Source organism: Brachybacterium epidermidis (genome assembly GCF_015209585.1).
GTDB classification, from domain to species: domain Bacteria; phylum Actinomycetota; class Actinomycetes; order Actinomycetales; family Dermabacteraceae; genus Brachybacterium; species Brachybacterium epidermidis.
This window is the reverse complement of sequence record NZ_JADEYR010000007.1, coordinates 95,138-115,495: the sequence shown is the minus strand read 5'-3', so window position 1 is coordinate 115,495 and position 20,358 is coordinate 95,138. Positions and strand designations below refer to the sequence as shown.

The following is a 20,358-nucleotide window of genomic DNA, read 5'->3' as shown; positions in this document are numbered from 1 at the left end:
CGGCATGATGTCCCGGTGATCTCCCCGAACGTCGCCATGAGGGCGCTGAGCTTCCCGCCGGCGCGCGGTGCACTGTCCCTGCTGTTCCTGGCCCTGGTGCCGATCGGGCTGGATGGGGAGCTGGGCGGGGCAGCACAGCGGATCGCTTTCTCCGGGTTCACGGCGCTGCTGGGCACTCCGATCTGGGCCTGGACGTTCGCCGGCTTCTGGAGCCATGTCGCCTGCCCGTGGCCGCGCTGCTTCCCCGCGTCAGCCGATGGCACGTGATCCGCGGCGGAACCGTCTCCGCCCGGCGGCAGGGACTGGAGATCCGCAGCCCGCGCCAGAAGGGGACTCGACGACTGCGGTACTGGCGGCTGGAGGACCTGGGAGGCCAGGTTCAGGTCGCCGAGGCGCTGCCCGGCCGGGCAGGTGAGCACCTCGCCCCCGGTGTCCGGTGGCGCACTGGGGCCCGCCAGGCCCTGCAGCGGTGGGCGATCGAGGGCTTCGATCCCACGCCCGAGGAGGTGCGGCGCCTCAGCCTCGACCCTGCCTGGTCCTCCGACCCCCGCGCGTCGAAGGAGAGCCCGCAGGCACGTGCGCTCGTCATCGTGGCGCTTTCATGGGCATTGCTGGTGTGCGCCCTGCTGCTGGCCGGGCTGGTGTACGCGGTGGTCACGGCCCCGCCACCGTGGTGGATCCTGCTGTTGGCCTGGGCGCCCGCCCTGGGCGTGGCGATCCTCGGCCAGCGACTGCTCAGGGCGCTGCACCGCTGCGCGCGGTCGGGGGACGAGCCGGCCCGGATCACCCGCGAGGGATGGGAGGACCTCACCCACCAGCAGGGCCTCATCCGATGGGAGCACGTGCAGCGGCTCGAAGTGCGCGGTCACGAGGTGCTGCTCGTGGCCACGGCCGATGCGCCCGGGTTCCGCGACCCGGACCTGGGCAACCGGATGAACGACCGGCTCTCGGAATGGGGAGTTGCCACCTCGGCAGGCACGCCGAGGTTCGGAGGGAGCACTGGTGCTGTCGGCCCCGGCATCTCACCTATGCCCCGCATACTGGGGCTGCGCTCCTGCTCGACCGCGCCGCACGCATCGGCGGTGCCCCCGTGCGTCGGATCCCGGACACCCCGTGAGTACGCTCCCGCACCGCACCGGATGAGGTGGCCGCGATCAGCCGCGACCGAAGGACTCCGGATCCACCGGCTGCTGATCGCGCGGCAGCCTCTGGACCACCAGCAGGGAGGACTCGGTGACCAGGCCCCGCAGCAGGCTCTCGTCCACGGGACCACCCGGTCTCACCGTGACCCAGTGACGCTTGTTCATGTGGTAGCCGGGCGTGATGTCCTCGTGTGCGCCGCGCAGGAGTTCGGCATCGGCCGGATCCGCCTTGAGCGTCGCGACCGGCACCCCGGACAGCTCCGTCATCAACAGGAACACCTTCCCGCAGACCTTGAACACCTCGTGGTCCGGCCCGAAGGGGAATCCCCCGGACGACGCAGGCAGCTCCTGGGCCCGATCACGTGCGCACGCATGCAGCTGCTCCGCATCCACCTGTCTCAGACCTTCCAGTCGCCGAGGCCGCCCTCGAGGGCGCCGAGGGCGGCATCCAACAGCAGGTCGCGATCCTGCGTAGGGCAGCCCCGCTGCACCCAGCGAGCGCAGGACTGATCGACGAACCCGAGGAATCCCGTGATCGCGTACCGGTGGCGGGGGAAGGAGCCCACTCCCAGCAGGGCACCCAGCCGCTCGACGTGCCGGGCGCGCGCCTCGATCCGCACCTGCTGTGCCTCGGGAGGCTCCTGACCGCCCTGCAGAGGAACGCCCCAGAAGATGGGCCGCTCCGCGATCCGGTCGAGGTAGACCCCCAGCGCGGCGCGGACCCGGTCGCGCACCGGGACGCCGGGGGAGAGGTGGGACAGTGCCTGCTCCTGGGCGACCGCCAGATCTTCCAGGGCGCCGGAGATCACCTCCGCGTACAGGCCCGCCTTGGAGCCGAAGTAGTGGAACACCAGGGAGGGTGAGGCGTCGCAGGCCCGGGCGATCCGCGCGGTGGGCACCTCGGCGTACGGGGTCTCGGCATAGACCTGCTGGGCCGCGCGCAGGATCGCTGCGCGACGCTGCTGCACGTCCAGACGCCTGCGGGGGGAGGGGGAGGATGCAGGCATGGATCACACCCTAGCGCTGTTGAGTGTCGATCAACAGTGCCCTAGCGTGGACCACTGTTGACCGACGATCAATAGAGTTCCGGGAGGAACGCATGCGCGAGCTCGAGAGCAGGATCTGGTGGCACCTCTACCCGCTGGGTGCCGCCGGTGCCCCGCCGCGTCGTGAGGTGCAGGGCGATGTGCCCTGGGAGGGGCATCGCCTCCGCCGGTTGGAGCCCTGGTTGGACTATGCGGCCGATCTCGGCTTCACCGGCGTGCTGCTGGGCCCGATCTTCGAGTCCACCTCCCACGGCTACGACACCCTGGACCACTTCCGGATCGACCCTCGACTCGGGGATCAGGACGACTGGGAGGCCTTCGTGGACCACGCCCACGGTCGCGGCCTGGCGATCATGCTCGACGGTGTGTTCAACCATCTCGGCGCGGAGCACCCCCTCGCGCAGGATCCTGCCTGGCCCGGCCTGCAGCGAACCGAGGACGGCCACCCCGTGGCCTGGGAGGGCCACGGCGGCCTGGCGGAGCTGGACCACAGCAGGCCCGAGGTGCACGACCTGGTGCGGGACGTGATGCTGCACTGGCTGGAGCGCGGTGCGGACGGCTGGCGCCTCGACGTCGCCTATGCCGTGCCCGGCCGGTTCTGGGCACAGGTGCTGCCCGCGGTGCGGCAGCAGCACCCGGGTGCCATGTTCCTGGGGGAGGTGATCCACGGCGACTACGCCGCGATCGCACGCGAGGGAACCCTGGACACCATCACCCAGTACGAGCTGTGGAAGGCCGTCTGGAGCTCGCTGAAGGACCGGAACCTGTGGGAGCTCCAGCACGCACTGGGGCGCCACGTCGAGTTCTCGCAGGCCGCACCCATGCAGACCTTCGTCGGCAACCACGACGTGCCCCGCATCGCCAGCACCGTGGGCGATGCAGGAGCAGCGCTGGCTGCGGTCATGCTGCTCACTCTGCCGGGCATCCCCAGCGTCTACTACGGCGACGAGCAGGCCTTCCGCGGTGAGAAGGCCGAGGGCTTCGCGGCCGACGACCCGCTGCGCCCGCCCCTGCCCGCTGGACCCGAGGAGCTGGCACCGAACGGCTGGTGGCTGCACGACCTGTACCGCGAGTTGATCGCCCTGCGCCGGCGCTGCTCCTGGATCACCCGGGCAGTGGTCGAGGCGGAGCACACCGAGAACGAGCTGCTGCGCTACGCCGTGACCGCCGAGCACGACCGGCTGGAGGCGGAGGTCGCCCTTTCCCCGCAGCCTCGTGCCGTGGTCACGCTGAACGGCGAGACCGTGCTGGAGTGGGCAGGCTGATCTGGCTGTGATCGATCGGCAAGCAGTCACCCGCCGAAGATCTGGCCCATCTGGCCGAACATGCTCAGCGACATCGTGATGAAGAACGCCAGGAACCCCAGGAACACGAAGCTGAACACGATCTTCAGCAGGGGGCCGGCCGGGGAGATGGACCGGCCGTTCCTGGGGGCGATGAACTGATCAGGGCGGTCGCGGTGGTGCAGCACCGTCACCTGCTCCCCGGTCCGATCCAGCATGCCCACATCGCTGTGGACGGGCACGCCGCGCACGCGCTGCCCGTTGGCAGTGGTGAACTCGATCGTCTCGACCAACCGTGAACGGGCATTGGAGTCGCGGCCGCCGCTGCTGGTGATCTTGAGGTTCGAGGAGACCACGCGGCCGTCGACGGTCAGCCCGTTGCGGGCCAGGGCGCTGTTGCGCAGCAGCTCCCTCACCGAGCCGATCAGGAGCCACAGGCCAGCAAGGCCCAGCAGCGCCGGGACGATCACGAACAGGATCGGAATGGCACTCATGCCTGGTGTGCTCATCGGGCCTCCTTCGGTGCGGCTGTCGCCATCGGCGCTGGAACGCTCCGCGCCGACCTGATCGACGACGACCCCCGTCGCCGACGCGGCCACCTTACCTGCGGGATGGCCCGTCAGGTCCGTTCATCCGGCAATGCCGAGGTGCGGGGCCTGCTGGATCCCGAACTCTCGGCTCAGTACGCGTCGGGCGGCATGCCAGCCGCTCATGCTGTGCACCCCGGGGCCGGGCGGGGTGGCTGCCGAGCACAGGTACCAGCCGGTCCCACCCAGCCGGTACGGGTCCCATCGCGCGGTGGGGCGGGCCACCATGTCCCACATCGTCACCCGGCCCATCGCGATGTCCCCGCCCACGAGGGACGGGTTGTGCTTCGACATGTCGGCCGCACTGACGCCGCGGGAGGCCACGATCAGGTCCCGGAACCCGGGGGCGAAGCGCTCGATCTGCGCGGTCACCGCCTCCGTGGGGTCCGTCGGGTCCCCGGCCGGCACATGTGCGTAGGCCCACAGGGGCCGCAGCCCGTCGTGTATGCGGGAAGGGTCGGCCACCGACGGGTCGCTCACCAGGGTGAGGGGGCGTGCGGGCATGCGGCCTGCGGTGACGTCCGCCTCGGCGCGGGCCATCTGCTCCCGGGTCCCGCCCAGGTGCTGGGTGCCTGCACGGCCCACGTCTGCATCGCGCCACGGCACCGGGTCGGAGAGCACGAAGTCCACCTTCGCCGCCGCGTTGCCGTGCCGGAACCGCCGCAGCCGGCGTTCCAGCCCGGCGGGAAGGCGGTTCGCGAGGATGTCCGCTGCCGCACCGGCCGTGGTGTCCAGCAGAATGGCCCGCGCCGGGGGAACATCCCGCCAGGTGCGCACCCGGTGACCGGTGATCACTTGCCCGCCATGGGCTTCGAGGTCTGTCACCATTGCGTCCACGAGCGCCTGCGAACCGCCCACGGGGATCGGCCAGCCGCCCGCGTGGGCAAGCGACGTCAGCAGCACCCCGGTGGCCGCCGGTGCCAGCGACGGCAGCGGGCCGATCGCGTGGGCGGCCACCCCCGTCAGCAGCGCCCGGGCTCGTTCGGTGCGCAGGGGCAGGTCCCAGGCGGGGGAGCCCTGGGTGCCGACCATCGCGCCGAACAGGGCGGCCACCGGCAGGCCATCGAGGGAGCGCAGCAGCGCGGGCGGCACGGAGCGCTTGTCACCGAGGGCGAGGTCCACCACCAGTTCGCTGTGCTCGGCAAGGGTGCCGAGGGTGCGCCGCCACATGGGGCCGTCCACCCCGAGGCCGTCCGCCGTGCGGTCCAGGTCGTGCCAGGCGATCGCGGCCGGTTCGTCGTCCAGGGGCTGGGCGTAGGAGGCCTCGGGCACCGCCAGTTCCACGCCGCGCCCGGGCAGGTCGAAGGCCCGGAAGAAGGGGCTGGCCAGTGCCATCGGGTGCACGGCGGAGCACAGGTCATGGGTGATGCCCGGGGCGAGACCGAGGTCCAGGGTGCGGGAGCCGCCACCGACGGAATCCTGCGCTTCCAGCACCTGCACCCGCAGGCCGGCGCGCGCCAGGGTCACCGCTGCCGCGAGACCGTTGGGCCCGGAGCCGACGACGACGGCGTCGACGGTGCCCGCGCCGGCGGGGGAGGGCGGGATGGCGCTCATGGACCCAGCGTAGAGCCCTCACGCGGGACAGATCGTGTGAGCAATCCCCGAGCTTGATTTAGGAAACGATCGTGTCGCGTAATCTGTCAGGCATGCCTTTCGACACCCCGCAATCCGAGCCCGCGCCCACCAGGGACGCCGGCACCACCGAGGGGCGCGGTCCCCGCAAGCCACGGGCGCAGGCCGTGCTCGAGGTCATCTCCAAGACCCGCATCTCCCCTCGCCTGCTCCGGGTACGACTGGGCGGGGAGCAGTTCTCCGTGCTGCGCCGCAACGACCACACCGACGCATACGTGAAGCTGCTGATCGCCGTCCCCGGATCCGGACTGCGGCCCCCGTACGACCTCGACGCCATCCGCGAGCAGGATCCCGCGCAGCTCCCCTCCCGCCGGACCTACACCGTGCGCCGGTGGGACCTGGAGGCCCGCACCGTCGACCTGGACTTCGTGCTGCACGGCCACGGCGACGGTGGCGACGATGACGGCATCGCCGCCCGTTGGGCCGACGAGGCCCAGCCCGGTGACCAGATTGCGATGTCCGGTGCCGGCGGCGGGTACAGCCCCTCCCCGGGATCGAGTCGCCACCTACTGATCGGTGACCACGCGGCCCTGCCCGCGATCGCCGCAGCCCTGGAGTCCATGGATTCCGCGGCCCAGGGCACGGCCCTGATCCATCTGGACCACGCGGAGGACACCCTGCAGCTCGAGCATCCTGCCGGGCTGGAAGTGCGCTGGGTGATCGGCGAGCGCGAGCAGCTGCTGGCGGAAGTCGCTGCCTTGGATCTTGCCGACCCGACCGGGCTGCAGGTGTTCTGCCACGCAGAGCGGGGCCTGACCAAGCAGCTGCGCCGACTGCTGGTAACGGAGCGTCAGATCCCCCGCGAGGCGATCTCAATCTCCGCCTATTGGGCCCTCGGGCGGGTGGAGGACCAGTTCCAGGCCGAGAAACGCGAGGACATCGGGAAGATCGACGACTGATGCGCGCCGTCGTCCTGCACGAGTACGGACGTCCCTGATGACCGGTGGCTGACCCCGCATCGTCGTCGGCCCGCCGCGTCCTGCCACTGCTGGGCCTCGCCTTGGCCCTGGCCCACCTGTCCATCGGCGGTTGGATTCTCCTGACCCGATGGGAGGTGCTGCGCTCGGCGCACCCCGCACTGCTGGTGCTGGTTCTGGTGGTGATCGCCCTGGGGCTGCTGCACGGCGCGCTCGCTCTGCGCGGCGCCGGCGTTGCCCGGCGTCGAGCTGCGACCGACGCCGACGATTCCCACGCAGCCTCACGGAAGCGTCGTGGCGTGCTCGCCGTTACAGGGCGCGTTGCGATGGTGCTGCTCTCGATCGTCCTGCTGGCGGCAACGACATGGCTGCGACCGTTCCCGGCCGACGCCGAGGCGCTGAGCACTCTCGATCGGGCTAAGGTAGAGCTGACCAGCACCGCCACCACGATCACCCTGCACCCCGCCGCCGGTTCCACGGCGGCCCCATCGGGCGCCTCCGAGACCGAGAAGGTGGCCCGGACCGGCCTCCTCTTCCAGCCCGGTGCGCGAGTGGACCCCCGCGCCTACGTCCCGATGCTGAGCCGCGTAGCTGAGGCCGGGTACACCGTGGTGATCGTGAAGCAGCCACTGCAGATAGGGTTCCTGGCCACCGGGGCCCACCGCGCGATCATCGATCAGCACCCAGAGATCGACCAGTGGGTGCTCGCCGGCCACAGCCTGGGCGGGGTGGTCGCGTCGCTCGCCGCCGAGGACCCGGACATCGACGCACTGGTGCTGTGGGCCGCCTACCCCGCCGGCCCGATCGAGGTCACCGGTGGCATGCCGGTCACCTCGATCAGCGGCACGGCTGACGGGCTCACCACCGCGCAGGACGTGGAGGCCTCCCGCGACGACCTTCCCGCCGACACCACGTACGTGGTGATCGACGGAGCCGTTCACGCCTTCTTCGGGGACTACGGGGAACAGTCCGGGGACGGTACGCCGGGGATCAGCCGCACGGATGCACAGGATCAGATCGTCGGGGCCACCCTCGACATCCTCGCCGGCTCGCACCCTCAGTAACAGTGAGTAACGGGACTGATGCTGCGGTGCGATGCGGCTCCGTCAGAACCGGGCCGGACCGCAGTGGCTCGCCTCAGCCGTGGGCCCTCACCAGGCCACCGCTGGAGGGCCGGGTCGGCATCTGCGTCCAGGAGAAGTCCAGACCATCCGGCAGGATCTCCACCTCCGGCTCGCACAGCGCTGCGATCGTGGAGGCGAGGGAGCCCACCGCGATCTTCTCGCCCGGGCAGCGGTGGCCCGTCGCCACATCCATGCCGCCCTGGGGGATGAATGAGGTGATCTGCTCGAAGTCCACGTCCAGGAACCGCTCGGGGTCGAACTCGTCGGCCCGCTCCCAGGAGTTGGGGTCCACGTTGGTGTTCAGGATGTCGATGAGGATGCGGTCGCCCTCGCTGACGTGCTCGCCCTCGAACTCGAAGTCCGTGCGGGCGAAGGCCGGCAGCATCGGCACGAAGGGGTAGCAGCGTCGCACCTCCTGCGCGAAGGCCGTGGCCAGCGGACCGCCCACCAGGGTGCCGCGCTCGGCGGTCTCGGCCTGGATCCGTTCGCGCCACTGGGGGTGCTCGAACAGCGCCTTGGTGGCGAAGGCGGCGAAACGGGCCACCGCGATGTGCGGTCGGATGGTGTTCTGCATCTCGATGCCGGCGGTCTTCGCATCCAGCAGCTGCCCGTCCAGCTCCCGGTGGTTGGCCCACTCGTACAGCGAGGTGCCCGGCGCGGCGTTGCGCTTGCCGGAGCGCTGCTCGCGGATCACCTGGGCGCACCAGCGGTCGGTCAGACGGCGGTCCCGCCAGGAGCGCAGGTGGTCCAGGTCCACGTGGGCGAAGCCCTCCACGATCCTTCCCAGGCGGCGTGCCTGCACGTCCAGCTCGGCGTCCCGGCCCTCGATGCCGGCCCAGCGCATGGCGGCGCGGCCGTAGGCGATCACGGCGGAGTCGTACACGCTGTCGGGGTGCTTCCGCCAGCGCTGGGCGGCCTCGCGCAGCTCCGCCTCCACCATCGGGGCGATCCGCTCCACCTGCGCGTCGTCGTAGCAGACCTTCACGAAGGTGGCCTTGCGATGCCGGTGGGCCTCGTCGTCCATGCCGTGCACGGAGCCCTTGCCGAACAGAGAACCGCGGATCGCCAGTGGCATCGCGCCCTCGCGCTTGATCCGGGTGTCGTCGTAGAAGAGGCGCACGCCCTCATCGCCCCGCACCAGGAGGCTGGGCTTGCCCAGCAGGCGCACCCACAGTGGTTTATCGCTGCCGGCGTTGCTGTGCTGCTCTCGCTGCTTCCCGGCGAAGAGGTAGCCCTGCTTCAGCAGGTCCACACTGTCGGTGAGGCCGTGGAAGGGGCAGGTGCGATCATCTGTCTTCTGCGGTGCTGTCATCGGGCCAACCTATGCGCACTACCGTGGCATTGCTTGGGAACGATGGAGCCGACCGGTTGGCCCGGCCCATCGGGCAGGTCGAGCAGGAGGCGAACTCCTGCGGTGTTCACGGACAGGGGAAATGGCGGCGATGACGAACGAGGACCTGCTGGCGGGGGAGGACGGACTGCACCGTCCGCTGTGGGCCTCGCGGCACGAGGACCTGCGGGAGTACTACGACACCGAGTGGGGCATGCCGGTGCGCGATGAGCGCGGGGTGTTCGAACGGCTCGCCCTGGAGGGCTTCCAGTCGGGGCTGAGCTGGGCCACGATCCTGCGCCGGCGCGAAGGCTTCCGGGACGCTTTCGCCGGTTTCGATCCCGATGCGGTCGCGGTCTTCGATGAGGCCGACGTGGAGCGGCTCCTGGAGGACACCGGCATCATCCGCCATCGCGGCAAGATCGAGGCCACCATCAGCAACGCCCGCGCCACCCTCGCGCTGCGCGGTGCCGACGGTCTCGGCGCACGGGGGGAGCTGGGCCCCGGCGCCACACTGGCGGACCTGGTGTGGTCCTACCGCCCCGAGCGCACCCCGATGCCCCGCACCGCAGCAGAGGTCCCCACCGTCTCTGCCGAATCGACGGCTCTGGCCAAGGAGCTGAAGAAGCGCGGCTTCCGCTTCGTGGGGCCGACGACGATGTTCGCGCTGATGGAGGCGATCGGCATCGTGGACACCCACCTGGTGGGGTCGCACCGCCGCGGCTGCTCCGGGCTGTGGGCCGAGGACGGCACGCCTCTCGACTGACGAGTCAGGTCGTACGACGGGCGACTGCACTGGCCCCGCGCCGCCGCCGGTTCCGCACCCACGCCACACACCGTCACATTCCTGCGCCCCATCGTGCCTCCTGCCCGAAGCTGAGGGCGTCAGCGATTCAAGGAGGCGCAGCATGTCCACCGCAGCGATCCACGGGGGATGGCGAGCACGGGACCCCCACGGGGCCGTGGTGCCGCCCATCTATGCCACCAGTGCGTACGCCCACCCCAGCCACGAGTCGCTGAAGGCGCTGTTCGCGCGTCGCTGCGAGGGCTTCGCGTACTCCCGTTCCGGCAATCCCACCACCGCGGTGCTCGAGGAGCGCATCGCCCTGCTCGAGGGCGGCATCGGGGTGATCGCCGTGGCCAGCGGGCAGGCGGCCACCACCATCGCCCTGTGCGCACTGCTGGAACCGGGTAGCCATGTGGTCGCCTCGAACCGCCTGTACGGCGGGACCACCGAGTTCCTGGACGACACCCTGGCCGACCTCGCCGTCACCTCCACTACCGTGGATCCCTGGGACCTGGACGGCTGGGAGGCCGCGATCCGGCCCGAGACCCGAGCGGTGCTGCTCGAATCCATCGCCAACCCCGGGGCGGAACTGGTGGACCTGCCCGCGATCGCCGAGATCGCCCACCGGTACGACGTGCCCGTGGTGGTGGACTCCACTTTGGCAAGCCCTGCCCTGTACCGCCCCGGGGACCACGGGGCCGACGTCATCGTCCACTCCGCCACCAAGTACCTGGGCGGTCACGGCACCACCATCGCGGGACTCATCGTGGACACCGGCCGCTTCGACCCCCACCGTCGGCCCGAACGCTGGCAGCGCCTGACCACCCCGAACCGGCGGTTCGGCGTCACCTTCGCCGATGACTACGAGCGCGGCTGCTCGGGGTTGCTCTCCTACGCCCGCGCCAAGTACGTCACCGACTTCGGCGCCACCCTCCCCGCGGCAAGTGCCCAGCAGATCCTGGTGGGCATCGAGACGCTGGATCTGCGCATGGACCGCATCAGCGCGACTGCGAAGGAGCTCGCCTCCCGCCTGCACGAGCGGCCCGGGGTCGCGCGAGTGAACCATCCCGCGATCCCCGGCCGACGTGATGCCGCGATCGCCGCCCGGGACTTCCCCCGCGGCACTTCCGGCGTGTTCTCGGTGGATCTGGCCGGGGGAGAGGACGCCGCTGCGGCATTCTGCGACGCACTGGAGCTGTTCACCATCGCCGTCAACATCGGCGATGCCCGCTCCCTGGTGTGCCATCCCGCCACGACCACTCATTCCCACCTCACGCCTGAGCAGCGCGCCGCCTGCGGGGTGACCGACGGGACCGTGCGCATCAGCATCGGCCTGGAGGACCTGACGGACCTGCAGGCGGACCTGGATCGCGCGCTTGCCGCTGTCGCTGCTCTTGAGCCTCCCCGCGTCGTGCCCACTGCGGATCGCGCCCTGGCTGATGTGCAGGGGAAGAGGCAAGCGCCCGCCGGAACCGAGCACTCGGAGCGCAGCCTCCACATCGTGTGACCTCGGTGTCAGCCCGACCTCGGGTGGGAACACTCCTTCCTGCGCCGGTGTTCAGCCGGTCATGAGGACGGATATGCGCGAAGCGGACGTGGTGGTGATCGGCGCAGGCCAGGCAGGACTCTCGGCCGCCTACCACCTGTGGCGACGCGGCTTCCGCTCCACCGAATCCTCAGAATCCTCCGACCGCGCCGACTCCACCTACATCTCTGAATCATCCGACCGCACCGTGATCCTGCTGGACGCCGAACAGGGCCCGGGTGGAGCCTGGCGGCACCGCTGGGACAGCCTCACCATGGCCACCGTCAACGGTATCCGCGAACTGCCCGGCATGCCCGAGGTGGTATCCGACCCCAGCGAGCCCTCCAACCAGGCCGTCCCCGCCTACTTCGCGGACTTCGAAGCCCGCTACCAGGTGCCGACCGAACGGTCCGTGCGCGTGGTCCGGGTCGAGAACGATCCCGACGCTCCTGACGACCCCGAGGGTCCGCTCCCGCGCCGCCGCCTGTTGATCCACTCCGTCGGCCCCGACGGCACCTCGCTGCCGCTCATACGCACCCGCGCGATCCTCAACGCCACCGGCACCTGGACCCGCCCCTTCCTCCCCGCCTATCCCGGGGCCGCCGACTTCACCGGCCGGCAGCTGCACACAGCCGATTACACCCGCGCAGGCGACTTCACCGGCAAGCGCGTCGCGGTGATCGGCGGCGGCATCAGCGCCCTGGGGCATCTGATGGAGCTGGCCGACGCCGGCGCCACCACCCACTGGTACACCCGCCGCGAACCGGTGTTCACCGAGGAGGCGTTCACGGCAGAACGGGGGAGCCGCGCCGTGGCCGGGGTGGCCGAGCGCGTTGCCCAAGGGCTTCCCGTCCAGAGCGTCGTCTCCGCCACCGGACTGTTCTGGACCCCCACCCTGCGCGAGGCCGACCGACGCGGGATCCTGGAGCGCCACCCCATGTTCGGTCGCATCGTGCCCGGCGGAGTGATCGAGGCCGACGGCACCACCACTGAACTGGACGTCCTGCTGTGGGCCACCGGGTTCCGGCACGAGCTCACGCACCTGCGCCCGCTGCGCCTGCACAACCACCGCGGCGGCATCACCATGGACGGAACCGCCGTCGCCGAGGACCCCCGCATCCACCTGCTGGGCTACGGCCCCAGCGCCTCCACTATCGGAGCGAACCGCGCCGGACGTGCGGCCGTGGCCGAACTGGTACGGCTGCTGGAGGCCGACGACGAGCTGGAGGCCGCAGATGAGGATCGGAGCATCTCCGCCCGTACAGTGGCGTGATGACGTCGACCCGTCGAAGGAGACCCCGATGACCGACCACGACACCGAGCCCGCCCTGCAGCCTCTGCCCGAGACGGGAGTGCGGCTCGTTCTGTGCGTCGTCGCCCATCCCGACGACATGGAGTACGGCACCTCCGCGGCCGTGGCCGCCTGGACCGGTGCCGGCGTGGAGGTCACCTACCTGCTGCTCACCCGCGGCGAGGCCGGCATGGCCGAGGCCCCGGAGAAGGTCGCGCCGCTGCGCGAGAAGGAGCAGCGGCGCGCCTGCGAGATCGTGGGAGTCTCCGAGCTGCGCATGCTCGATCACCCTGACGGGATGCTCGAGTACGGGCTCCCGCTGCGCCGCGACATCGCCCGCGTGGTGCGCCAGGTGCGCCCGGACCTCGTGCTCACCGCGAACTTCGACTTCGAGGCCTACGGCGGCCTGAACCAGGCTGATCACCGCGTGGCGGGCCTGGCGGTCATCGACGCCGTGCGCGACGCCGCCAACCCCTGGGTGTTCCGCGACCTGGGCGAGAGCGAGGGACTGGAGCCCTGGCAGGCCCGGGCGATCCTGGTGGCCGGTCACCCGGATGCCACCCACGTCAAGCAGGTGGACGAGGCGCAGGTCCAGGCAGCGGTCGATTCGCTCAGCGCTCACGACGCCTACCTCGAGCACATCGGCGACCACCCCGAGCCCGCCCAGTTCATCCCCGAGATCCTGCGAGGCAGGGGAGAGGGCCTCGGCGTCGAGTACGCGGTGCCGTTCAGAGTGTTCGACCTGGGTGGGCTGGAGGCGGAGCAAGGCTGACCGTCCCGCCGGTCAGCCGTCCCGCCGCACGGTTGCGGCATACCCATCGAGCACGGCGAGGATCTCGCCCTGCTGCCACACCCTGTTGCGGGAGAACCCCGTGGTCTCCCGCAGCACGCCGGCATCGGTGAGCTGATCGAGCGCCCTCTGGGCCGTCATGGCGCTGACCCCGAGCCGATCTCGCACGAAGGCGCTGTCCACGATCGGCTGAGCGATCAGCAGGGGGAGCACCTTCCACCCTGTGGCCTGCCGTCTCATGCCGGACATGAGGTTACGGGAGTGTGCCAGGACTGCGGCGAGATCATCCACGAGGCGGCTGCCGGTGGTGGCGGCGTAGCGGGCGGCGTGCGCGAACTGCTCGATGATCGGGCGGGCATCGCCGGTGCGGAACGCGGTGAGCGCGGAGACGTACCCGTCGAGGTCGGTGAGCAGGCCGGCTGAGACCGGGGCGGTGGTGCTGCGCAGCAGACCCTTTCCCCGCAGCATGGCGTGGACCAGTGCGCGGCCGGTACGGCCGTTGCCATCGGTGAAGGGATGGATGGTCTCGAACTGGGCATGGGCCAGCGCCGCATGGAGCAGCACAGGCAGGCCATCCCGTGCGATGAAGTGGATCAGGTCCGCCATCGCCGGGGGAACGTCCTCGGCCTCGGGCGCTACGTGGACAGCGCCTCGTGGGCTGGAGCCGCTGCGCCCCACCCACACCAGGCGGGTGCGCAGTGAACCTGCATCCCCGGTGGGCCCGGAGCGACCGGAGCCGACTGCGGCATCGGTCATCAGTTCGCGATGCATGCTCAGCAGCGCGTCCAGGTCCAGGTCGGAGGCCAGGCGCAGGGCCGCTTCCATGGTGCGCACGTTCGCCACCACGGCCCGCGCGTTCGCACTGCGTGACTGGTGGAGCTCTGCCAGGGCCAGCTGCTTCGCGCCCACCGTCAGGTCCTCGATCTGCGAGGAGGAGGCCGATTCGGTACGCAGCAGCACAGCACTCATGGGCCCCAAGGCAGGGTTGTCGGTGCCGAGGGCAGAGGTCGAATGCGCATCGAAAGCGGCCAATGCCGCCTCGGCATCGCCCACGTCGGCCGCAAGATCTCCTGGAAGCGCCAGTTCCAGCCCGGCCAGACGTGCAGGAAGCGATGCCTCGTACGGACCGGACCCTCGGGCACGCGCCGAACGGGAGGACAGACCGTCATCCGGCACATACCAGGTCCCGGGCCGTACCCCCGCAGAAGGGACGGTGACCGGCCCTGGAACTGTGATCATGGATCAACTGTACTAACACTTTTGGAGAAACTGTTAGCAAGGGAGGCTCCTCGCTGCGCGCGGGCCCGAAGCTCAGCCCTCGTGAGCCTCAGCTTTCGCCGCCCTCAACCCTCGCCGGCCTGAGACCGCGTGAGCCTCAGCTCTCGTCCTCGCCCGTCGTCCTGCTCGTCGCCGTCTGCTCCTCAAGACGCTCCAGCTCCACCTCAGCGGTGGTCGGATCAAGCTTGATGAAGATCGGCGTGGGCTTGGAGACCGTGGCGCCCACCGTGACGGGGCGGTGCTCCCAGACGGGCACGCCCGCGTAATCCCCGGTGATGATCGGGTAGCCGGGCCCGCCGTCCAGGTCCTCGACCTCCTCGATCCGCGGCATCGGGGCGATCACCCGGTCGCCGCCCAGCGCCTTCTCCACCTCGTTGGCGGAGTGCGGCAGGAACGGCGCCATCATCGTGTTCAGATCGGTGACGGCCTGGGCCAGCACGTGCAGGATGGTCAGCAGACGATCGCGCTGCTCGGGGGCCTTCAGCTTGAACGGCTGGGTCTCGGAGACGTACCGGTTGGCCTCGCCCACCAGGCGCATCACCTCGGCGATGGCGGCGCGCTGACGGTGGGTCTCGATCAGCTTCCCGACGGTGCCGAAGCCGTCCCTGATGGCGCCCAGCAGCCTCTCGTCGATCGGCTCCAGCTCACCGGCGGCCGGGATCTCCCCGACGTTCTTGGCGATCATCGCCGCGGTGCGGTTGACCAGGTTGCCCCAGCCGGCCACCAGCTCGTTGTTGGTGCGGGAGACGAAGTCCACCCAGGTGAAGTCCGCGTCCTGGTTCTCCGGGCCCGCGGCCGAGATGAAGTAGCGCAGCGCATCGGGCTGATAGCGGTCCAGCATGTCGCGCACGTAGATCACCACGCGCTTGGAGGAGGAGAACTTCTTGCCCTCCATGGTGAGGAACTCGCTGGAGACCACCTCCGTGGGCAGGTTCAGCTCGCCGAACTTCCCGGGCTCGCCGCCCTTGTCGCCCTTGCCGTTCTGGGCCAGCATCTCCGCCGGCCAGATCTGCGAGTGGAAGACGATGTTGTCCTTGCCCATGAAGTAGTAGGCCAGGGCCTCGGGATCGTTCCACCACTGGCGCCACGCCTCGGGATCGCCGCTGCGGCGCGCCCACTCGATGGAGGCCGAGAGATAGCCGATCACGGCGTCGAACCACACGTACAGGCGCTTGTTGGGCTGGTCCTCCCAGCCCGGCACCGGGATGCCCCAGTCGATGTCGCGGGTCATCGCGCGGGGGCGGATGTCCTGGAGGATGTTCTGGCTGAAGCGGATCACGTTGGGCCGCCACAGCCCGGTGCTCTCGCGCTCGTCCAGCCATCTGCCCAGCTCGGCCGCCAGTGACGGCAGGTCCAGGAACCAGTGCGTGGTCTCCACGAACTGCGGGGTCTCCCCGTTGATGCGGGAGACGGGATCGATCAGATCCGTGGGGTCCAGCTGGTTGCCGCACGCGTCGCACTGGTCGCCGCGCGCACCCGGGGTCTTGCAGATGGGACAGGTGCCCTCGATGTAGCGGTCGGGCAGGGTGCGGCCGGTCGACGGGGAGATCGCCCCGGAGGCGGCCTGCTCGATCATGTACCCGTTGTCCCGCACGGCCAGGAACATCTCCTGCACCACCCGGTAGTGGTTGCGGGTGGTGGTGCGGGTGAACAGGTCGTAGCTCAGCCCCAGCGCCACCAGGTCCTCGACGATGATCCGGTTGTTGCGGTCGGCCAGCTCACGGGCGGTGACACCCTGCTGGTCGGCCTCCACCAGGATCGGGGTGCCGTGCTCGTCGGTGCCGGAGACCATCAGCACGTCGTGCCCGGCCATCCGCATGTACCGGGAGAAGACGTCCGAGGGGACGCCGAATCCGGCGACGTGACCGATGTGACGGGGACCGTTGGCGTACGGCCAGGCGACCGCGGACAGGACTGTGCTCATGGGAGTGGATTCTACGGGGGCGGATGCAGGCATGCGTCCGGCGGGCCTTGGCATCGGCCGGGGGCTGCTGGGGCGCAGCCGCTGCGCCGCCGTGCTGAATCGGACATGCCGCCCCGCGAGAGATCGGCCGTGATCGGCAGGATCACCGACCTGGGCCTCATGCGCGCCAAGGGCTCCCGCAGCTCGAACTGAGTCGCGGCTCGGGTGATGAGGTGCCGTTCCGTCGGGGCCGGCCTCCTCACCGGAGGTGAGCATGTGCTTTCTGTCGGGGGTTCCATCAGTCGCCGGTCGTGCCGCTCGGGTGCAACACGGCCTGCCACCCGAACGCGCGGGCACCTGCTACATGGCGGGGGGAATCGTCCAGGAACAGCACCTCGTCGGTTCGCAGATGCAAAGGCTCTCCGCGCTCCCGATCTGCTCGCCCGTGCTCTCCTCGCTCCTGCCCCACGTGATGCTCGATCTTCTTGTGGGCCCGCCCGAAGGCCTCCAGGTCAGGTTTGGCGTGACCGAGATCGGCGCTGTTGATCAGATGCTCACCATGCGCTCCCACCACGGCCTCCAGACCCAGTTGCGCCAGTTCGGCAGGGACCCGATCGGTGCCATTGGTGAACACGAACACCGGCGTTCCAGCTGCACGGGTGTCTTCCAGCAACGCGAGGACGTCCTCGTCGACCGTCGCCGGGGTATCGGCCCACCGATCGACGCTGTGGCGGGCCGCGCCGGGAGCAGCACCCGCGGCGACCAGATGCTCCACCGCCAGCTCCCGCCACCGGGCATGGGTGCCGCGGCCCCGGGTGACCTGATCAAGGTAGGGATGGCCGAGGATCGCGCGGAAGCTACTGCCGGTATCCACCCCGAGCTCAGCGTCGAGCTCATCCCACAGCCCCTGGTCGAACACGCGCAGCACACCGTCCAGATCGCTGACCAGCACCCGCGCGGTGCCGGAGTCGAGCAGGTGACGAACGGCGCGTAAGGAGGCAAGCATCCTTCGAGGGTAGAGGTATCCCGGGTCAGTGAACGCCTCAGCGCAGGAGCGTCGGGGCACCGGGGTGTCGGGGCGTCGCGGCACCGGGGCACCGGGGCACTGACACCGGTCGGGGCTGGCCCCCGATACCCTGTCGGCATGAGCACCGACGGACTCTCCACAGCACAGCAGAAGATGGCCGACGCAGGCGTTCCGCAGACCGCCATCGACGTCTTCACCCACTACTACGGCCAGCTCGAGGAGGGCGTGACCGGCTCGATCCCCGAGGACACCATCGAGCCGTACCTGGACCCGCCCAAGCTGGACGACGTGCGGATCGACCCCGCGCACGCCAAGCAGGTGTTCGACAAGCTCGCGATCATCAACCTCAACGGTGGCCTGGGCACCTCGATGGGCCTGGACAAGGCCAAGTCCCTGCTGCCGGTGCGGGACGGCAAGAGCTTCCTGGACATCATCGTCGAGCAGGTGCTGGCGGCCCGCCGCGGCACGGGCTCGCGCCTGCCGCTGATCTTCATGAACTCCTTCCGCACCCGCGAGGACACCCTCGAGGTGCTCGCGAAGTATCCGGACCTTCCCGTCGGGGACCTGCCGCTGGACTTCCTGCAGAACAAGGAGCCCAAGCTGCGGACAGACGATCTCACCCCCGTCCAGTGGGAGGCGGATCCGTCGCTGGAGTGGTGCCCGCCCGGTCACGGCGACATCTACACCGCCCTGCAGACCTCCGGCGTGCTGCAGCAGCTGCTGGACGCCGGCTTCAGGTACGCCTCGGTCTCCAACTCCGACAACCTCGGAACCGTGCCCAACCCCGTGATCGCCTCGTGGTTCGCCTCCACCGGTGCCCCCTACGCGGCTGAGCTGTGCCGTCGCACTGCTGCCGACCGCAAGGGCGGCCATCTCGCGGTGCGCAAGTCCGATGGGCGGCTCATCCTGCGCGACACCGCGCAGACCCCGCAGGAGGAGATGGACTACTTCACCGACGAGCACCGCCACCCGTACTTCCACACCAACAACCTGTGGTTCGACCTCGAGCAGCTGGATGCGGTGCTCAAGGAGCGCGACGGCGTGATGGGACTGCCGCTGATCCGCAACGAGAAGACGGTGGACCCCTCCGACAAGACCAGCCCGAAGGTGTACCAGATCGAATCCGCCATGGGTGCGGCGATCGAGGTGTTCGAGGGTGCGACCGCGATCGTGGTGGGACGCGACCGGTTCCTGCCGGTCAAGGCCACCAGCGACCTGCTACTGATCCGTTCGGACCTGTATGCGCTCGATCAGCGCCAGGCCCTGGTGCAGCAGGTGCCGTCGGTGCCCGCCGTCACGCTCGCCTCCGAGCCCTACAAGCTGATCGGCGACTTCGAGGCCCGCTTCCCGCACGGCATCCCGTCGCTGAAGGAGGCCACCAGCCTGGACGTGCAGGGCGATTGGACCTTCGGTCAGGACGTCACGGTGATCGGTGATGCGGTGCTCGGCACCGAGGGTGGTCAGGTGCCCGACGGTGCGCGCGTGGGCACTGCCTGAGAACGTCGTTCAGCTCAGGTACGTCCACAGCGGTCGCGGCATCGCCGCCAGCGCCAGGGTGCGCGCGAAGCCGGCCTGGTCCAGCAGGTGTGTCCCCACGCCGGTCTCGCGCGAGCCGGTGACCATGTCCGTGGTGGGGTCCCGCCGGTCCTGCCACAGGCGCTGCGCGTAGGCCTCGGTGATCTTCCGGCCCTGGACGCGGGCTCCGAGGATCGACTCGGCCAGCAGCAGGTTGGTCAGCAGGATCGCGTTGAACTGGATCGGCTGCTCGTCCATCGGGCCGCCGGCCTCGAAGGGCCGGTAATTCGCCGCGATCGCCTCAGCCAGCTCCAGCGCACGGTCCCGATGGGCCTTCTCGCCGGTGATCTCGTAGGCCAGGGCCTCCGTCCCCAGGGGCACGCCCTGGTTGTACGTCCAGAATGTGCGGTCGATGGTGCCGTCGGGCTTGATGTTGTCCCAGTACAGCCCCTCGGGCGCGAGCAGGGTCTCGCGGGCCCAGTCCATCCAGCGCAGGGCGTCCTCCAGGGCGGAGGGATCGCCGGTCAGTTGATACAGGCGCAGGGCCACCTTCGCCGACGGCACGGTCGAGACCGTGTTGCGGTCGTCGTTCCAGTCGCCCTGCGTCCACCAGATCCCGCCCAGGGAGGGAAGGGCGGCATCGGTCGCCTCACCTGAACGGAACAGCTCCAGCAGCTGCTGGGCGCGCTCGAGGTTCCCGAAGGCACCGTCGGTGAGCAGGTGCTGCTCGATCTCCAGCAGGGCGACCCAGTCGTTGTCGTCGTAGAAGAAGTCGCCGTGGGCGCCCTGTTCGAAATCGGTGGCGGCGGTGTACCCGGGCAGGCCCGTCGTACCTCCGGCGGGGTACCAGTACCTCTCCTGTGCCCGCAGCAGGGACTCATCGGCAGCGAGCAGATCCTCGTCGGGGCGCTTGTCCCCGGAAGTACCGCTGCCGTGGGCAGCGATCAGCTCGGTGACGGCGGCCCGGGCCTGGGACAGCGGCCAGACGTAGGTGAACTCCGGGTCGCCCTCCTGCCGAGGAGTGCGCTCGATCAGCATGTCCGGATCCGTCTCGGCACGGAAGTGCTCCAGCAGGGCCGAGGTGGCGCGGCGCGCCCGATCCAGGGCCTCCTTCGGCGGGAGCGGCGTGACCTCGGAATCCGTGCGGGGGTTCGCTCCATCGGGCATGGCTGGGGTCCTCT

The 20,358-nt window shown here is 70.1% G+C and carries 18 protein-coding genes; 9 read left to right on the top strand and 9 right to left on the bottom strand.

What is annotated here, in order from left to right; translation table 11 throughout:
- Positions 1–15: 15 nt before the first annotated feature.
- A complete protein-coding gene (locus IOE58_RS08460; RefSeq protein ID WP_193865957.1) occupies positions 16–267 on the top strand; it encodes a hypothetical protein in 252 nt (83 codons plus the stop codon).
- A gap of 887 nt (positions 268–1,154) precedes the next feature.
- On the opposite strand, the gene IOE58_RS08455 is transcribed toward IOE58_RS08460, so the two are convergent.
- Both IOE58_RS08455 and IOE58_RS08450 read right to left on the bottom strand, forming a co-directional pair.
- Complete coding sequence (locus tag IOE58_RS08455) at positions 1,155–1,535, bottom strand: MmcQ/YjbR family DNA-binding protein (protein WP_193865956.1); 381 nt, start codon at positions 1,533–1,535, stop codon at positions 1,155–1,157.
- A 5-nt stretch (positions 1,536–1,540) separates the two neighbouring features.
- Positions 1,541–2,149 carry a TetR/AcrR family transcriptional regulator gene (locus tag IOE58_RS08450; RefSeq protein ID WP_193865955.1) on the bottom strand — a complete coding sequence of 203 codons (609 nt, stop codon included), beginning with the start codon at positions 2,147–2,149 and terminating at the stop codon, positions 1,541–1,543.
- Between the two features lie 92 nt (positions 2,150–2,241).
- Between IOE58_RS08450 and IOE58_RS08445 the strand changes: the two genes are divergently transcribed.
- Complete coding sequence (locus IOE58_RS08445; RefSeq protein ID WP_193865954.1) at positions 2,242–3,453, top strand: alpha-amylase family glycosyl hydrolase; 1,212 nt, start codon at positions 2,242–2,244, stop codon at positions 3,451–3,453.
- 26 nt (positions 3,454–3,479) lie between these two features.
- Here IOE58_RS08445 and IOE58_RS08440 read toward each other — a convergent pair whose 3' ends face one another.
- Both IOE58_RS08440 and IOE58_RS08435 read right to left on the bottom strand, forming a co-directional pair.
- Positions 3,480–3,980: a DUF3592 domain-containing protein gene (locus tag IOE58_RS08440; protein WP_228019352.1), complete on the bottom strand. Its 501-nt coding sequence runs from the start codon at positions 3,978–3,980 to the stop codon at positions 3,480–3,482.
- A 120-nt stretch (positions 3,981–4,100) separates the two neighbouring features.
- Positions 4,101–5,612 (bottom strand): phytoene desaturase family protein, encoded by a 1,512-nt coding sequence (locus tag IOE58_RS08435; protein ID WP_193865953.1) that lies wholly within the window; start codon positions 5,610–5,612, stop codon positions 4,101–4,103.
- Positions 5,613–5,704: 92 nt separating this feature from the next.
- On the opposite strand from IOE58_RS08435, the gene IOE58_RS08430 reads away from it, so the two are divergent.
- Both IOE58_RS08430 and IOE58_RS08425 read left to right on the top strand, forming a co-directional pair.
- Complete coding sequence (locus tag IOE58_RS08430; RefSeq protein WP_193865952.1) at positions 5,705–6,589, top strand: siderophore-interacting protein; 885 nt, start codon at positions 5,705–5,707, stop codon at positions 6,587–6,589.
- Between the two features lie 44 nt (positions 6,590–6,633).
- A complete protein-coding gene (locus tag IOE58_RS08425; RefSeq protein ID WP_193865951.1) occupies positions 6,634–7,671 on the top strand; it encodes an alpha/beta hydrolase in 1,038 nt (345 codons plus the stop codon).
- 73 nt (positions 7,672–7,744) lie between these two features.
- Here the strand turns inward: IOE58_RS08425 and IOE58_RS08420 are convergent, their stop codons facing one another.
- Positions 7,745–9,043: a cytochrome P450 gene (locus tag IOE58_RS08420; RefSeq protein ID WP_193865950.1), complete on the bottom strand. Its 1,299-nt coding sequence runs from the start codon at positions 9,041–9,043 to the stop codon at positions 7,745–7,747.
- Positions 9,044–9,173: 130 nt separating this feature from the next.
- Between IOE58_RS08420 and IOE58_RS08415 the strand changes: the two genes are divergently transcribed.
- From IOE58_RS08415 to IOE58_RS08400, 4 genes are all read left to right on the top strand, one after another.
- On the top strand, positions 9,174–9,827 hold the full coding sequence (locus IOE58_RS08415) for a DNA-3-methyladenine glycosylase I (RefSeq protein ID WP_228019351.1): 654 nt from the start codon (positions 9,174–9,176) through the stop codon (positions 9,825–9,827).
- Positions 9,828–9,969: 142 nt separating this feature from the next.
- Positions 9,970–11,355 carry an O-acetylhomoserine aminocarboxypropyltransferase/cysteine synthase family protein gene (locus IOE58_RS08410; RefSeq protein WP_193865948.1) on the top strand — a complete coding sequence of 462 codons (1,386 nt, stop codon included), beginning with the start codon at positions 9,970–9,972 and terminating at the stop codon, positions 11,353–11,355.
- Between the two features lie 73 nt (positions 11,356–11,428).
- On the top strand, positions 11,429–12,646 hold the full coding sequence (locus tag IOE58_RS08405) for an FAD-dependent oxidoreductase (RefSeq protein ID WP_228019348.1): 1,218 nt from the start codon (positions 11,429–11,431) through the stop codon (positions 12,644–12,646).
- Between the two features lie 28 nt (positions 12,647–12,674).
- Positions 12,675–13,436, top strand: a complete 762-nt coding sequence (locus IOE58_RS08400; RefSeq protein WP_193865946.1) for a PIG-L deacetylase family protein — start codon at positions 12,675–12,677, stop codon at positions 13,434–13,436.
- 12 nt (positions 13,437–13,448) lie between these two features.
- On the opposite strand, the gene IOE58_RS08395 is transcribed toward IOE58_RS08400, so the two are convergent.
- The 3 genes from IOE58_RS08395 to IOE58_RS08385 form a co-directional block, all read right to left on the bottom strand.
- The gene (locus IOE58_RS08395) at positions 13,449–14,693 is read right to left on the bottom strand and encodes a Fic family protein (RefSeq protein ID WP_193865945.1); all 1,245 of its coding nucleotides are present in this window, start codon (positions 14,691–14,693) and stop codon (positions 13,449–13,451) included.
- Positions 14,694–14,829: 136 nt separating this feature from the next.
- On the bottom strand, positions 14,830–16,656 hold the full coding sequence (gene metG / locus IOE58_RS08390) for a methionine--tRNA ligase (RefSeq protein ID WP_193865944.1): 1,827 nt from the start codon (positions 16,654–16,656) through the stop codon (positions 14,830–14,832).
- Between the two features lie 277 nt (positions 16,657–16,933).
- Positions 16,934–17,587: an HAD family hydrolase gene (locus IOE58_RS08385; RefSeq protein WP_259889366.1), complete on the bottom strand. Its 654-nt coding sequence runs from the start codon at positions 17,585–17,587 to the stop codon at positions 16,934–16,936.
- A 192-nt stretch (positions 17,588–17,779) separates the two neighbouring features.
- Between IOE58_RS08385 and IOE58_RS08380 the strand changes: the two genes are divergently transcribed.
- The gene (locus IOE58_RS08380; RefSeq protein ID WP_193865943.1) at positions 17,780–19,159 is read left to right on the top strand and encodes a UTP--glucose-1-phosphate uridylyltransferase; all 1,380 of its coding nucleotides are present in this window, start codon (positions 17,780–17,782) and stop codon (positions 19,157–19,159) included.
- A 9-nt stretch (positions 19,160–19,168) separates the two neighbouring features.
- Here IOE58_RS08380 and IOE58_RS08375 read toward each other — a convergent pair whose 3' ends face one another.
- Positions 19,169–20,344 carry a glycoside hydrolase family 76 protein gene (locus IOE58_RS08375; protein ID WP_193865942.1) on the bottom strand — a complete coding sequence of 392 codons (1,176 nt, stop codon included), beginning with the start codon at positions 20,342–20,344 and terminating at the stop codon, positions 19,169–19,171.
- Between the last annotated feature and the right edge of the window lie 14 nt (positions 20,345–20,358).

What these genes read in the sequence shown, in the direction of transcription:
- IOE58_RS08405 (WP_228019348.1), top strand. Translation starts at nt 11,429, where the DNA reads ATGCGCGAAGCGGACGTGGTGGTGATCGGCGCAGGCCAGGCAGGACTC.
- IOE58_RS08420 (WP_193865950.1), bottom strand. Translation starts at nt 9,043, where the DNA reads ATGACAGCACCGCAGAAGACAGATGATCGCACCTGCCCCTTCCACGGC.
- IOE58_RS08375 (WP_193865942.1), bottom strand. Translation starts at nt 20,344, where the DNA reads ATGCCCGATGGAGCGAACCCCCGCACGGATTCCGAGGTCACGCCGCTC.
- IOE58_RS08445 (WP_193865954.1), top strand. Translation starts at nt 2,242, where the DNA reads ATGCGCGAGCTCGAGAGCAGGATCTGGTGGCACCTCTACCCGCTGGGT.
- IOE58_RS08395 (WP_193865945.1), bottom strand. Translation starts at nt 14,693, where the DNA reads ATGATCACAGTTCCAGGGCCGGTCACCGTCCCTTCTGCGGGGGTACGG.
- IOE58_RS08415 (WP_228019351.1), top strand. Translation starts at nt 9,174, where the DNA reads ATGACGAACGAGGACCTGCTGGCGGGGGAGGACGGACTGCACCGTCCG.
- IOE58_RS08435 (WP_193865953.1), bottom strand. Translation starts at nt 5,612, where the DNA reads ATGAGCGCCATCCCGCCCTCCCCCGCCGGCGCGGGCACCGTCGACGCC.
- metG (WP_193865944.1), bottom strand. Translation starts at nt 16,656, where the DNA reads ATGAGCACAGTCCTGTCCGCGGTCGCCTGGCCGTACGCCAACGGTCCC.
- IOE58_RS08380 (WP_193865943.1), top strand. Translation starts at nt 17,780, where the DNA reads ATGAGCACCGACGGACTCTCCACAGCACAGCAGAAGATGGCCGACGCA.
- IOE58_RS08400 (WP_193865946.1), top strand. Translation starts at nt 12,675, where the DNA reads ATGACCGACCACGACACCGAGCCCGCCCTGCAGCCTCTGCCCGAGACG.
- IOE58_RS08440 (WP_228019352.1), bottom strand. Translation starts at nt 3,980, where the DNA reads ATGAGCACACCAGGCATGAGTGCCATTCCGATCCTGTTCGTGATCGTC.
- IOE58_RS08410 (WP_193865948.1), top strand. Translation starts at nt 9,970, where the DNA reads ATGTCCACCGCAGCGATCCACGGGGGATGGCGAGCACGGGACCCCCAC.
- IOE58_RS08430 (WP_193865952.1), top strand. Translation starts at nt 5,705, where the DNA reads ATGCCTTTCGACACCCCGCAATCCGAGCCCGCGCCCACCAGGGACGCC.
- IOE58_RS08450 (WP_193865955.1), bottom strand. Translation starts at nt 2,149, where the DNA reads ATGCCTGCATCCTCCCCCTCCCCCCGCAGGCGTCTGGACGTGCAGCAG.